This window comes from Streptomyces sp. NPDC043176 (assembly GCF_056436715.1).
The window spans coordinates 51,971-64,577 of the sequence record NZ_JBWKCA010000024.1 but is presented as its reverse complement, the minus strand read 5'-3'; the positions used below and the strand labels follow the sequence as shown (position 1 = coordinate 64,577).

General features: G+C 74.0%; 13 protein-coding genes and 1 riboswitch. Of the genes, 11 read left to right on the top strand and 2 right to left on the bottom strand.

Annotation, left to right across the window (positions count from 1 at the left end):
* Positions 1-211 precede the first annotated feature (211 nt).
* The 9 genes from dhaK to AC067A_RS30760 all read left to right on the top strand — a co-directional run bounded on the left by dhaK (position 212) and on the right by AC067A_RS30760 (position 8,247).
* Complete coding sequence (dhaK, locus tag AC067A_RS30800; protein WP_479246009.1) at positions 212-1,204, top strand: dihydroxyacetone kinase subunit DhaK; 993 nt, start codon at positions 212-214, stop codon at positions 1,202-1,204.
* Positions 1,205-1,241: 37 nt separating this feature from the next.
* The gene (gene dhaL / locus AC067A_RS30795; protein WP_479246007.1) at positions 1,242-1,862 is read left to right on the top strand and encodes a dihydroxyacetone kinase subunit DhaL; all 621 of its coding nucleotides are present in this window, start codon (positions 1,242-1,244) and stop codon (positions 1,860-1,862) included.
* A gap of 113 nt (positions 1,863-1,975) precedes the next feature.
* The gene (locus AC067A_RS30790; protein ID WP_479246093.1) at positions 1,976-2,419 is read left to right on the top strand and encodes a PTS-dependent dihydroxyacetone kinase phosphotransferase subunit DhaM; all 444 of its coding nucleotides are present in this window, start codon (positions 1,976-1,978) and stop codon (positions 2,417-2,419) included.
* A gap of 52 nt (positions 2,420-2,471) precedes the next feature.
* Positions 2,472-2,704, top strand: a riboswitch (cobalamin riboswitch).
* A gap of 29 nt (positions 2,705-2,733) precedes the next feature.
* Positions 2,734-3,432: an energy-coupling factor ABC transporter permease gene (locus tag AC067A_RS30785; protein WP_479246006.1), complete on the top strand. Its 699-nt coding sequence runs from the start codon at positions 2,734-2,736 to the stop codon at positions 3,430-3,432.
* 8 nt (positions 3,433-3,440) lie between these two features.
* On the top strand, positions 3,441-3,941 hold the full coding sequence (locus AC067A_RS30780; protein WP_479246092.1) for an energy-coupling factor ABC transporter substrate-binding protein: 501 nt from the start codon (positions 3,441-3,443) through the stop codon (positions 3,939-3,941).
* Positions 3,942-3,947: 6 nt separating this feature from the next.
* Entirely contained in the window at positions 3,948-4,697 is a 750-nt protein-coding gene (cbiQ, locus tag AC067A_RS30775; protein ID WP_479246004.1) for a cobalt ECF transporter T component CbiQ, read from the top strand.
* Positions 4,694-5,566 carry an ATP-binding cassette domain-containing protein gene (locus AC067A_RS30770; RefSeq protein WP_479246002.1) on the top strand — a complete coding sequence of 291 codons (873 nt, stop codon included), beginning with the start codon at positions 4,694-4,696 and terminating at the stop codon, positions 5,564-5,566. Before cbiQ ends, AC067A_RS30770 begins: the two co-directional genes overlap by 4 nt.
* A 96-nt stretch (positions 5,567-5,662) precedes the next feature.
* Positions 5,663-7,678: an oxidoreductase gene (locus tag AC067A_RS30765; protein ID WP_479246001.1), complete on the top strand. Its 2,016-nt coding sequence runs from the start codon at positions 5,663-5,665 to the stop codon at positions 7,676-7,678.
* Positions 7,679-7,710: 32 nt separating this feature from the next.
* Positions 7,711-8,247 (top strand): PadR family transcriptional regulator, encoded by a 537-nt coding sequence (locus AC067A_RS30760; protein WP_479245999.1) that lies wholly within the window; start codon positions 7,711-7,713, stop codon positions 8,245-8,247.
* A 52-nt stretch (positions 8,248-8,299) separates the two neighbouring features.
* On the opposite strand, the gene AC067A_RS30755 is transcribed toward AC067A_RS30760, so the two are convergent.
* Complete coding sequence (locus AC067A_RS30755) at positions 8,300-8,689, bottom strand: hypothetical protein (protein WP_479245998.1); 390 nt, start codon at positions 8,687-8,689, stop codon at positions 8,300-8,302.
* A gap of 185 nt (positions 8,690-8,874) precedes the next feature.
* On the opposite strand from AC067A_RS30755, the gene AC067A_RS30750 reads away from it, so the two are divergent.
* A complete protein-coding gene (locus AC067A_RS30750; RefSeq protein WP_479245996.1) occupies positions 8,875-10,266 on the top strand; it encodes an NAD(P)/FAD-dependent oxidoreductase in 1,392 nt (463 codons plus the stop codon).
* Positions 10,267-10,297: 31 nt separating this feature from the next.
* On the opposite strand, the gene AC067A_RS30745 is transcribed toward AC067A_RS30750, so the two are convergent.
* Complete coding sequence (locus AC067A_RS30745; RefSeq protein WP_479245995.1) at positions 10,298-11,638, bottom strand: DUF2252 domain-containing protein; 1,341 nt, start codon at positions 11,636-11,638, stop codon at positions 10,298-10,300.
* Between the two features lie 183 nt (positions 11,639-11,821).
* Between AC067A_RS30745 and AC067A_RS30740 the strand changes: the two genes are divergently transcribed.
* Positions 11,822-12,586: a GntR family transcriptional regulator gene (locus AC067A_RS30740; RefSeq protein WP_479245993.1), complete on the top strand. Its 765-nt coding sequence runs from the start codon at positions 11,822-11,824 to the stop codon at positions 12,584-12,586.
* Positions 12,587-12,607: the final 21 nt, after the last annotated feature.

The window sequence follows — 12,607 nt, the reverse complement described above, 5'->3', positions numbered from 1 at the left end:
ATACTGCCCACAGGGGCGGCGGGACCCGCCCAAGTCGATGAGGATCCGAGCCTGACATGTCGTCACCGAAGTCGGCGTCCACTCGGCATCAGCGCCGACAGAGACCGCCCTCGAGCGCCGTGGACCGCCAAGGTCGACTTTCGCACACCTAGCTTCTGACCTGCGAAAACACAGGTCAGGGCCCATCTTTCAGCCTTGCGAGGAGACACCCTTGAGAATGTTGATCAACGTGCCGGAGACCGTCGTGGCGGACGCGCTGCGGGGGATGGCGGCGGCGCACCCCGAGTTGACGGTGGACGTGGAGCGGCGGCTGGTGGTGCGGCGGGACGCGCCGGTGGCGGGGAAGGTGGCGTTGGTGTCCGGGGGCGGGTCGGGGCACGAGCCGCTGCACGGGGGGTTCGTGGGGCCGGGGATGCTGGCGGCGGCGTGCCCCGGGGAGGTGTTCACGTCGCCGGTGCCGGATCAGATGGTGCGGGCGGCGGCGGCCGTGGACAGCGGGGCCGGGGTGCTGTTCGTGGTGAAGAACTACACCGGCGACGTGCTGAACTTCGAGATGGCGGCGGAGCTCGCGGAGGACGAGGGCATCCAGGTCGCCAAGGTGCTGGTCGACGACGACGTGGCGGTGACGGACAGCCTGTACACGGCCGGGCGGCGCGGGACCGGGGGGACGCTGTTCGTGGAGAAGATCGCGGGAGCGGCGGCGGAGGAGGGGGCTCCGCTGGAGCGCGTGGAGGCGATCGCCCGGAGGGTGAACGAGCGGTCGCGGTCGTTCGGGGTGGCGCTGAGCGCGTGCACGACGCCCGCCAAGGGCAGTCCGACGTTCGACCTCCCGCCCGGTGAGCTGGAGTTGGGCGTCGGCATCCACGGGGAGCCGGGCCGTGAGCGGCGGGCGATGATGACCTCTCGGGAGATCGCGGACTTCGCCGTGGACGCGGTCGTCGAGGACCTGGTCCCCGCGGGGCCGGTGATCGCGCTGGTCAACGGCATGGGCGGCACTCCGCTCCTGGAGTTGTACGGGTTCAACGCGGAGGTGCAGCGGGTGCTCGGCGAGCGGGGAGTGCCGGTGGCGCGGACACTGGTCGGGAACTACGTGACCTCGCTCGACATGGCCGGCTGCTCGGTGACCCTGTGCGAGGTCGACGAGGAGCTGCTGCGGCTGTGGGACGCGCCGGTGCAGACGCCCGCGCTGCGCTGGGGCCGGTGAGGCGGGGGTGGGGACGCGTGCGGACGAGGGAGAGGGCATGACGGAGACGTTCGGGGCGGAGTTCCTCGTGCGCTGGCTGGCCGCGGTCGCCGGGGCCGTCGAGCGCGAGGCGGACCGGCTGACCGAGCTGGACTCGGCCATCGGCGACGCCGACCACGGAGCCAATCTCAAGCGCGGGTTCGCCGCCGTGACGGAGACCCTGGCGAAGGACCCGCCGGCGACGCCCGGCGCCGTGCTCACCACCGCCGGGCGCCACCTCATCTCCACGGTCGGCGGCGCGTCGGGGCCGTTGTACGGGACGCTGTTGCGCCGCGCCGGGAAGACCCTGGGCGAGGACGGGACGATCGACCGGGTACGGCTCGCCGAGGCCCTGGACTCGGGCGTCGCCGCCGTCTCGCAGCTCGGCGGCGCGCACGTCGGCGACAAGACGATGCTGGACTCGCTGGTCCCGGCCGTGGAGGGGCTGCGGACCTCGTTCGGCGCGGCGCGCGCGGCCGCGGACGAGGGCGCCCTCGGGACCGTACCCCTGCGGGCGCGCAAGGGCAGGGCGAGTTACCTCGGCGAGAGGTCGGTCGGGCACCGGGACCCGGGGGCGACGTCGTCGGCCCTGCTCTTCTCCGCGCTCGCCGAGACGGCGGCCGCGGAGGGGGTGTCGTGAGCGCGCCGGGCGGCGCTTCGGCGTCCGGGAGCGCGGCCGTGGACGCCGACGCGGTCACCGGCGGTGCGGGGCCCGGTGGCCCGGCGTCCGGGGACGCGGGATCGGGCGGTGCGGTGCCCGGGGACGCGGGATCGGGCGGTGCGGGGCCTCGCGGTGCGGCCCTCGTCGGGATCGTGCTCGTGTCGCACAGTGCGGCGGTGGCGGCGGCGGTGACCGAGCTGGCGCGGGGGCTGGCGGGGGGTGGAAAGCTGGCGCCGGTGGTACCGGCGGGCGGGACGCCTGACGGAGGGCTGGGGACGAGTTCCGAGTTGATCGCCGAGGCGGCGAAGGAGGCGGACCGGGGCGCCGGGGTGGCGCTGCTCGTCGACCTCGGCAGCGCCGTGCTCACCGTGAAGGCGCTCCTCGCCGAAGGTGACGAACTACCCGGGGGCTCCCGGCTGGTGGACGCGCCGTTCGTCGAGGGCGCGGTGGCGGCGCTGGTGACGGCGAGCGCGGGCGGGGACCTCGACGCGGTGGCGGCGGCCGCCTCGGAGGCCTACGCCTATCGCAAGGAATGACCCTGCGGGGCCGCGTGCGCGGAGTGACGGAGGAGCCGCACCGGGTGGCGACCGTGTTGTGATGTACCTGGTCAACGCACTAATGTCGCAGGGCCTTGGTGTACGGGAAACCGGTGCAGTACCGGTGCGGCCCTCGCCACTGTGATCGGGAGGTCCGGCTCCACCCCCGCGGGAAGCGCCCTCGGGGAAGCCACTGGACCACGACGGGAGACCGCCGCGGTGTGGGAAGGCGGAGTCGGACGGATGACCGTCAGCCAGGAGACCGGCCAGGGTGCGTTGTCCATCCACGAGGTGCTGGAGAGGGTCTCCCGACCATGCATATAGCCGAGGGGTATCTGCCCCCTGCGCACGCCGTCGCCTGGGGCGTCGCGGCCGCCCCGTTCGTCGTCCACGGGGTCCGCGCGCTCACGCGCGAGGTGCGGTCCAACCCCGAGTCCACCCTGCTGCTGGGCGCCTCCGGTGCCTTCACGTTCGTCCTGTCGGCGCTCAAGCTGCCTTCGGTGACGGGCAGTTGTTCCCATCCGACGGGCACGGGTCTGGGGGCGATCCTGTTCCGGCCGCCGATCATGGCGGTCCTGGGCACGATCACCCTGCTCTTCCAGGCCCTGCTGCTCGCCCACGGCGGACTGACCACGCTCGGCGCGAACGCCTTCTCGATGGCGATCGTCGGGCCCTGGGCGGGGTACGGGACGTACCGCCTGCTGCGCCGGTTCGGCACGCCCCTGATGGTCGCCGTCTTCTTCGGCGCGTTCGTCGCCGACCTGTCCACGTACTGCGTCACCAGCGTGCAGCTGGCCCTCGCCTTCCCCGACCCGGCCACCGGCGTGGCGGGCGCGCTCGCCAAGTTCGGCGGGATCTTCGCGGTGACGCAGATTCCGCTGGCGGTGAGCGAGGGGCTGCTGACCGTGCTCGTGATGCGGCTGCTCACCCAGTCGAGCAAGGGTGACCTGACGCGTCTGGGCGTCCTTCCCCGGGCCGAGAAGGAACTGCGCGAGGGGGCGACGGCGCGATGAGCACCAGGATCAGCCGGAACGCGAAGATCAACGGACTGCTGCTGCTGGTCGTCGTCGCGCTCGCGGTGCTTCCGCTCGTCCTGGGTCTGGGCGACCACAAGGAAGAGCCGTTCACCGGGGCGGACGCGGAGGCGGAGACCGCCATCACGGAGCTCCGGCCGGACTACGAGCCGTGGTTCAGCCCGCTGTACGAGCCGCCGTCCGGCGAGATCGAGTCCGCCCTCTTCGCCCTCCAGGCGGCGCTGGGCGCCGGAGTCCTGGCGTACTACTTCGGTCTGCGGCGCGGCCGCCGGCAGGGCGCCGCTCTGGTGGCGGCCGACGCCGGTCAGGGCGGTCGGGCGACGGAAGGCGCGGGCGCGTCCGCGACGGGCGGCGCCCAGGACGTCGGCTCCGGTTCGCCGCGTCCCGACGGTCCGGGCTCCGGCGCGACGCGGCCGGTCGCCGGGGGCTCCGGTGTGCCGGCCGCCGGTCCGGGGCCGGTCGGTGACGTCGGGGACCGGGACGCGTAGACGCCGATGCTGCCCATCGACGCGGCTGCGCACAGCAGTCGCTGGCGCTCCCGCCATCCCGCCGAGAAGGCGCTCCTCGGCTTCGGTCTGACGTTGTGCGCCGTGTGTCTGCCGCCGTGGCCGGGGGCCGTGCTGGTGGCGGCGGTGACGCTCGTGGTGCTGCTCGGGCCTGCCGGCGTGCCGGGCCGTCAGTTGTGGCGGGCGTTCCGGGTGCCGCTCGGCTTCTGTGTCACGGGTGCGGTGCCGTTGCTGTTCGAGGTGGGCGGGGCGCGCGGACTCGTGGCGCTCGCGCCCGCCGGGCCGACGCACGCGGGCGAGCTGCTGGCGCGGACGGCGGCGGCCTCGCTCGGGGTGCTGCTGTTCGCGTTCACGACGCCGGTGTCGGACGTGCTGCCCCGGCTGGTCCGGGCGGGGGTGCCGGCGCCGGTGGTGGACGTGGCGCTCGTGATGTACCGGATCATCTTCCTGCTGCTGGACTCGCTGTCGAAGATCCGGCAGGCACAGGCGGCCCGCCTGGGGCACACGTCACGGGCGGCGACCTGGCGTTCGCTCGCCGGTCTCGGCGCGACCACGTTCGTGCGCGCCTTCGACCGGGCGCAGCGGCTGCAGTCGGGGCTCGCGGGCCGGGGGTACGACGGGACGCTGCGGGTGCTGGTGCCCGTGTGCGGGATCTCCCGCCGGTTCCTCGCGGCGACGGGCGTGCTCCTCGGGGGGCTCGTCGCCCTCACTCTCGTACTGGAAAGGTTCCTTCCGTGACGTCTCAGAACCCGGCGACGGCCCAGGGCTCGACGCCTGTCGTGGAGCTGGTGGGGGCGGGCTTCGCCTACGAGGACGGTCCCGCCGTCCTGTCGGGCGTGGACTTCGCGGTGGCGGAGGGGCGGGCGATCGCGCTCCTCGGTCGCAACGGCAGCGGCAAGACGACGCTGCTGCGGCTGCTGAGCGGGGGGCTGCGGTGCGGAAGCGGGTCGCTGCTCCTGGACGGCGCGGAGGTGGCGTACGACCGCCGGGGGCTGACGCGGCTGCGGACCACGGTGCAACTGGTGGTGCAGGACCCGGACGACCAGCTGTTCGCCGCCTCGGTCGGCCAGGACGTGTCGTTCGGGCCGATGAACCTGGGGCTGCCCGAGGAGGAGGTGCGGCTCCGGGTGCGCGAGGCGCTGGAGGCCCTGGACATCGTGGCGCTGGCGGACCGGCCGACGCACCTGCTGTCGTACGGGCAGCGCAAGCGGGCCGCGATCGCGGGTGCCGTGGCGATGCGGCCGCGGGTCCTGATCATGGACGAGCCGACGGCCGGTCTCGACCCCCACGGTCAGGAGCGGCTCCTCGACGCCCTGCGGCGGCTTCGGGAGGGCGGCACGACGGTGGTGATGGCGACGCACGACGTCGACCTGGCACTGCGCTGGGCCGACGAGGCGGCCGTCCTGGCTCCCTCCGGTCTCCACACCGGCCCGGTGGCCGACCTCCTCGCGGACGACGCCCTGCTCGCGGCCGCCCGGCTCCGCCGGCCCTGGGGCACCGCCGTGGCCCGCCTCCTGCGCGCGCACGGCCTGCTGGGGCCCGACGCCGTCGAGCCCCGGACGGCGGAGGAGCTGGGCGCCCTCCTGGACTCCTTCGTCACCGAGTAGTGGACGTCACGTCGCCAATCTTCTGCAACTAGTTGCAGAAGCGCCCGGGGTCCCCGTAGAACTGAGGGCGACCACCCTGCGCGAGGAGGCGCCCCCATGACCCCGTACCCGCATCTGCTGAGCCCGCTCGACCTCGGGTTCACGACCCTGCCCAACCGGGTGATCATGGGATCGATGCACGTCGGCCTCGAGGAGACCGAGCACGGCTTCGAGCGCATGGCCGCGTTCTACGCGGAGCGGGCGCGGGGCGGCGCCGGGCTGATCGTCACCGGCGGCATCGCCCCCAACGAGGCCGGGCGGCCCTGGGACGGCGGCGCCAAGCTGACCACCGCCGAGGAGGTCGCCGAGCACCGGCTGATCACCGAAGCCGTGCACGCCGAAGGGGGCAGGATCGCGATGCAGATCCTGCACTTCGGCCGGTACGCGTACCACCCCGGCCTGGTCGGCCCCAGCGCGATCAAGGCGCCCATCAGCCCCTTCGTGCCGAACGAGCTGACCGACGCCGAGGTCGAGCAGACCGTCGAGGACTACGCCCGCTGCGCCGAGCTGGCCAGGGAGGCCGGGTACGACGGCGTCGAGGTGATGGGGTCCGAGGGCTACCTGATCAACGAGTTCATCGCGGCCGCCACCAACCAGCGGACCGACCGGTGGGGCGGGTCCTACGAGAACCGCGTGCGGTTCCCCCTGGAGATCGTCCGCCGGATCCGCGAGCGGGTGGGCCGGGACTTCATCCTCGTCTACCGCCTGTCCATGCTGGACCTCGTCCCCGGCGGCTCCACCCTGGAGGAGGTCGTCCAGCTCGCCAAGGAGATCGAGGCCGCCGGCGCGACCATCATCAACACCGGCATCGGCTGGCACGAGGCGCGGATCCCGACCATCGCCACCTCCGTGCCGCGCGGCGCGTACACCTGGGTGACGAAGAAGCTGATGGGCGCGGTCTCCGTACCGCTCGTCACCAGCAACCGCATCAACACGCCCGAGGTCGCCGAGGAGATCCTCGCCGACGGCCGCGCCGACCTGGTGTCGCTGGCCCGGCCGTTCCTGGCCGACCCCGCCTTCGTCGCCAAGGCCGCCGCCGACCGCGCCGACACCATCAACACCTGCATCGGCTGCAACCAGGCCTGCCTGGACCACACCTTCAACCTCAAGATCACGTCCTGCCTGGTCAACCCGCGCGCCTGCCACGAGACCGAGCTGGTCCTCTCCCCCACCCGCCTCGCCAAGCGCGTCGCGGTCGTCGGCGCGGGCCCGGCCGGACTGGCCTGCGCCGTGTCCGCGGCCGAGCGCGGCCACGCGGTCACCCTCTTCGACGCCGCCGCCGAGATCGGCGGCCAGCTGAACGTCGCCAAGCGGGTACCGGGCAAGGAGGAGTTCGAGGAGACGCTGCGCTACTTCCGCGTCCAGCTCGCCGAGCGCGGGGTCGAGGTCCGCCTGAACACCCCGGTCGCGGCCGGGGACCTGGACGGCTACGACGAGGTCGTCGTCGCCACCGGCGTCTCCCCCCGCACGCCCGCCATCGCCGGGGTCGACCACCCGAGCGTCGTCAGCTACCTCGACGTGCTGCGCGACGGCGCGCCCGTCGGCGACCGGGTGGCCGTCATCGGCGCGGGCGGCATCGGCTTCGACGTCGCGGAGTTCCTCACGGACGGCGGCGAGGGCGCGAGCCAGGACCCCGAGACGTACTTCCGCCAGTGGGGCGTCGACACCTCCTACGAGAACCGGGGCGGGCTCCGCGCGCCCGAGCGGAACGCGCCGCCCCGCCAGGTGCACCTGCTCCAGCGCAAGAGCTCCAAGGTCGGCGCCGGCCTCGGCAAGACGACGGGCTGGATCCACCGGACCGAGCTCAAGCACCGGGGCGTCACGATGGTCGCGGGCGTGTCCTACGAGCGGATCGACGACGAGGGCCTGCACCTGACCGTCGACGGGGAGCCGCAGCTGCTGCCGGTGGACACGGTCGTCCTCTGCTCCGGCCAGGAGCCGAAGCGGGACCTGTACGAGGAGCTGGTCGCGGCGGGCCGCACGGCGCACCTCATCGGCGGCGCCGACGTCGCCGCCGAGCTGGACGCCAAGCGCGCCATCGACCAGGGCACGCGGCTCGCCGCCACCCTGTGAGCGCCGTGGCCGGCCGAACCTAGGATGCGAGCATGTCCCTCCCGCACGCGATCCTGACCGCCCTGCTCGAGAAGCCGTCCTCCGGCCTCGAACTCACGCGCCGCTTCGACAAGTCGATCGGCTACTTCTGGTCGGCCACGCACCAGCAGATCTACCGCGAGCTGGGGAAGCTGGAGCAGGCGGGGCACATCCGCGCCCTGCCCGCTCCGGTCCCCGCCCGGGGACAGCGGAAGGAGTACGAGGTGCTCCCCGCGGGGCGGGAGGAACTCACCACCTGGGTCGCCCGCTCCGAAGACCCCAAGCCCATGCGCTCCTCCCTGCTCCTGCGCATGCGCGCCGCCGCCATGGTCGGCTCCGCGGGCCTGCGCGCCGAACTGGAACGCCACCTCTCCTCGCATCAGGCCCAGTTGGACGAGTACCTCGTCATCGAGGCCCGCGACTTCCCCGCCACCCACCCGCGCCCCGAACCCGACCGCCTCCGCCACCTCGTCCTCCGCGGCGGCATCGACCTGGAGCGTTTCTGGGTCGAATGGCTCACCCACGCCCTGGCGGAACTCGGCGCGGAGTGACGCGACGACGGGGGGCTGACCGGACCCCCCGTCGTCATCGGCGGCCCCTGCCCTACGAGAGCCGGAGCGCGAGGTGCCGATGGCGGTACGGCGGCACGTCCAGGGTGTACGGGGCCGTGCGGGCGATCGTCCCGCCGGTGCCGTTCACCAGACGCGTCAGCGTCCGCGTCCGGGCCCGCAGCCGCTGCCGGGCCCTGCGCTCGTCCTGCGCGGACCAGATCGCGACCGCCCGGTCCTGCTCGAATCGGGGCCAGGCGCGCAACTCGACGGTCCGGCGGACCGCCTGGGGCCGGGGCCTGGTCCGCTCGCGCGCCGCCTCGTCGAGGCGGTCGGCGCTGTACCTGAGGTCCCAGACGACGACGGAACACCAGGGTTCGCCCGTGAGCCGTCCGTCGGGCCACGGGCGGCGTGAGCGGGAAAGGTGATGTGCGGTGCGTGACATACGACTCCGTAGGTGACGACCGCCAGGGAGCCCCTGGCGGGCTACCCGAAGCCGGTGGGGTCCGTCGCGCGCTCGGATGCCACGGGGCCACCCTACGCAGTCTCCGGCGGGCGAGGCGGGGGCGACGAGGGGCACGGGGGCGTGGATACTGGGGAGTTCCGGTTCCGGGAGAGGAAAGGGCGGGTATGTCCGACGAGTTGGGGGGTCGTGTGGCGCGTCACGCGGTGGTGATCGGGGGGAGTCTGGCCGGGCTGCTCACGGCGCGGGTGCTGGCGGATCACGCGGAGCGGGTGACGGTCGTCGAGCGCGACCGGTTCCCCGAGGGGCAGGAGGCGCGGCCGGGGGTTCCGCAGGGGCGGCACCTGCACGTGCTGATCGCCGGGGGACAGCAGGCGCTGGACGAGCTGCTGCCGGGGTTCATGGCGGAGCTCGGGGAGCTGGGCGCGCCGAAGGTGGGCGTGCCCGAGGACATGGTGCAGTGGCAGAACGGCCGGTGGTTCCGCCGGACGCAGGCGACCGCGCACTTCTACACCGGCCCGCGGCCCCAGCTGGAGTGGCTGGTGCGGCAGCGGGTGCTGGCCGATCCCCGGATCGAGCTGCTCGAGGGCACCGAGACCGTGGGGCTGACCGGTGACTCCTCGCGCGTCCGGGGCGTGAGGCTGCGCGAGCGCGGGGCGGGGGCGGACAAGGAGACCCGCACCCTGGAGGCCGATCTGGTGGTGGACGCGTCGGGGCGGTCCACGAAGGCCGCCGACTGGCTGGCCGGGATCGGCGCGGAGGCCCCGCACGAGGAGACCCTCGACACCGGCCTCGCGTACGCCACCCGGGTCTACCGCTCGCCGGCCGACGTGCCGGGCACGGACGCGGTCGGATACTACGTCGTGCCCAACCCCGACCAGGTGTACGCCGGTGTCGTGCTGCCGCTCGGCGACGGGCGGCACCTGGTCACCCTCTCCGGGCTGCGGGGCGACGAACCGCCCACCGAGGAGGGCGCGTTCGAGGAGTACGCGAAGCGGCTGCCGCACCCGGTGATCAGCGACTGGCTGGCGCGGGCCGAGCCGGTCTCCCCGGTCTACGGCTTCCGCAAGACGGCCAACATCCGGCGCCGGTACGACCGTCCGGGCCGCCGGCCGGCCGGTTTCCTCGCCACGGGTGACGCGCTGTGCGCGTTCAACCCGATCTACGGGCAGGGCATGGCCGTCGCCGCGATCTCCGCGGTGGCGCTGCGCCGGGCGCTCACCGACCCCAGGCGCACCCCGACGACCCGGCAGGTGCAGCGCGCGCTGTTCGACGCGTCGAAGCAGGCCTGGGACATCTCGGCGGGCGCGGACAAGAAGATGCCCGGTGCCGTGGGCGACGCGGCACGCCCGGGGCCCGCGGACAAGGCGGTCGGCTGGTACCTGCGCCGGGTGCAGGCGCGGGCCGCGGGTGACCCGGTCGTGGGGGTGCCGTTCCGTGCGGCGCTCACCCTGACCGCCCCGCTGACGGCGCTGTTCGCTCCGGCGGTGGCGCGGGCGGTGCTGTTCGGACCGGTCCACGCGACGCCGGCGGAGCCGCCCCTGCGCCGCGACGCGTAGGTCCGTTCGGGTGAGGCGTCCCGGGTGCCGGTCAGGCGCCCGGGGCCGCCGTGACCATGCCGGAGGCGATGGCCCCGCCGAGGGCCGCGTAGTCGTCGGCGTTCTGGCCCGCGTAGGCGAGGGCGAAGTCGGCGACGGCCCGGTCGAAGACGTCGGTGGCCCCGAGGTAGGCGGCGATGGCGATCCGGTCGCCGGAGCGGGCGTGGGCGCGGGCCAGGGCCCGGCCGCAGAGCCGCGCGTAGTCCCGCAGGGTGGCCGGGGACATCGTCTCGACCTCGGCGGAGCCCTTCATGTCGCGCAACTGGCGCCAGTAGAAGTGGCGCTCCTGGGGTCCGGTCATCCAGCCGAGGAAGATGTCGCTGGCGGCCTGGGTGAGGCGCTGGCCGCAGACGACGCGGCGGCCCTGGTGGGCGTACGCGGAGGGCGCGAGGTACGGCTCGAGGACGGAGGGGCCCGCTTCCTTGATCTGGAGGAGGAGGGGGTCCGAGGCGTCGCGTCCTTCGAGGAGGAGGACGAAGCAGCGGGTCCCGACGCTGCCGACGCCGACGACCTTGCGGGCCGCGTCCACGTAGCGGTAGCGGTCGAGGAGGACGCGCCGCTCCTCGGCGAGCGAGCTGCGGTAGTCGCTGAAGATCTTGCCGAGGGTGACCCGGTCGACGTTCGTGGCCCGTTCGAGCAGGGGCGGGTCCTCGATGAAGCGCCGGCCGCCTGCGTCGTCCACCTCGGTGAGCTTGCCGAGCACCTGGAGGCTGGTGCGGCGGCGGGCGCGGGCGAGCCCGTGGGTGACGCGGGCGCGCTCGCCGTGGCGGACCAGGGACAGCACGTCGTCGGCGGAGATCCGCTCGTACCAGACGGCGAGCTCGCCGAGTCCGGCGAGCCGCCGCATGGTCGTCCGGTAGGACTCGACGGCCACGAGGGCGGCGCGGTGGGCCTTCGGCTTGGCGCTGCCGTTCTGGAGGGCGGCGACGGTGACGCTGGCGGCGAGTCTCTTGACGTCCCATTCGAAGGGGCCGGGGAGGGTCTCGTCGAAGTCGTTCACGTCGAAGAGGAGCGTCCGTTCGGGGGAGGCGTAGACGCCGAAGTTCAGCAGATGGGCGTCGCCGCAGAGCTGGACGGTGAGCCCGGTGTGCCGCTGGGCGCCGAGGTCGGCGGCCATGACGGCGGCGGCGCCGCGGAGGAACGCGAAGGGCGAGACGGCCATCCGGCCGTACCGGAGGGGGGCGAGGTCGGGCAGCCGGCCCTCGGCCTCCTGGTCCAGGACGTGCAGCGGGTCGGGGCGCTGGGAGCTGGGTATCCAGCGGCCGTGGGAGGAGCGGGACACCCGCTTGCGCGCCGCCTTGCCCTGGGCGGCACGCTCCGACGGTGTGGTCATCCGGCCCCACCCCCTTCTTCCGCCGCAGCGGTCTCGCGCCCGTCACCTGCTACCCCATTACAAGGCGCGGTGCTCCTTTCGGCCACTCTGCCGGGCCGCACTAGCAAAATGGTTTAGACCAATGATAGGAATTGATCACCCACACGACCCATGCGGTCACGCTGAGCGAAGAGAGGGTTGATCATGGTCGAGCCCGATTCCGAGACGGCGGCGGAACCGCCGCTGTATCTCCGGGTCGCCGCCGCCCTGCGCGAGGACCTCGCCGGGCGGCGCATCCCGCCGGGCAGCCGGCTCCCGTCGGAACGTTCCCTGGCCCAGCGCTACCACGTCAACCGGCAGACCGTGCGCAGCGCGCTCCAGCTCCTCCGGGACGAGCGGCTCGTGGTCACCGACCGGCGGGGGACGTTCGCCGCCGCCGGCCCCGACGGCACGGACCCCGAGCCGGCCGTCCCCGCCCTGACGGCACGCCGGCCGACCTTCCCCGGCGGCCCCCGCGCCGCCGAGGCGCTGGTGCGGGCCTCGCTGACCTGGGAGCCGCCGCCCACCCCGCTGACATCCCGCCTGCTCCTCGCCCCCGGCGAGCCGACCCTCGTCCACCGGCACGTGGTGCTGGGGCCGCACGGGGCGGCGCTCCAGCGCGCGGTGTCGTGGTTCTCGCGGCCGGCCCTCACCGAGATCCCGCAACTGGCCCGCTACCGGCGGGGCAAGGACTGCCACCGGCAGCCCGATCTGCGCCTGCTGTACCACTGGATGCATCAGGCGGGCCTGCGGATCACCCACCGGGAGTCGGTCGGCGTGCCGCCGGCTCCCGCCGCGACGACGGCCGACGGCGCGGCCCGGCTGCTCGTCCACCGGGTGGTCAGCGACCAGCACGGGCACGCTCTGGAGATCACGGACATCGACTTCGCGGCCCAGTCGGCGGCCTGGACCTACGAGTTCAGCGCCTGAGACCCGCGCCGCCCCCGTGCC

Bases quoted from the DNA above. Each gene is read 5' to 3' on its own strand.
- dhaL (WP_479246007.1), top strand. From the start codon at position 1,242: ATGACGGAGACGTTCGGGGCGGAGTTCCTCGTGCGCTGGCTGGCCGCG.
- AC067A_RS30740 (WP_479245993.1), top strand. From the start codon at position 11,822: ATGGTCGAGCCCGATTCCGAGACGGCGGCGGAACCGCCGCTGTATCTC.
- AC067A_RS30745 (WP_479245995.1), bottom strand. From the start codon at position 11,638: ATGACCACACCGTCGGAGCGTGCCGCCCAGGGCAAGGCGGCGCGCAAG.
- AC067A_RS30765 (WP_479246001.1), top strand. From the start codon at position 5,663: ATGACCCCGTACCCGCATCTGCTGAGCCCGCTCGACCTCGGGTTCACG.
- AC067A_RS30750 (WP_479245996.1), top strand. From the start codon at position 8,875: ATGTCCGACGAGTTGGGGGGTCGTGTGGCGCGTCACGCGGTGGTGATC.
- AC067A_RS30760 (WP_479245999.1), top strand. From the start codon at position 7,711: ATGTCCCTCCCGCACGCGATCCTGACCGCCCTGCTCGAGAAGCCGTCC.
- AC067A_RS30755 (WP_479245998.1), bottom strand. From the start codon at position 8,689: ATGTCACGCACCGCACATCACCTTTCCCGCTCACGCCGCCCGTGGCCC.
- AC067A_RS30785 (WP_479246006.1), top strand. From the start codon at position 2,734: ATGCATATAGCCGAGGGGTATCTGCCCCCTGCGCACGCCGTCGCCTGG.
- cbiQ (WP_479246004.1), top strand. From the start codon at position 3,948: ATGCTGCCCATCGACGCGGCTGCGCACAGCAGTCGCTGGCGCTCCCGC.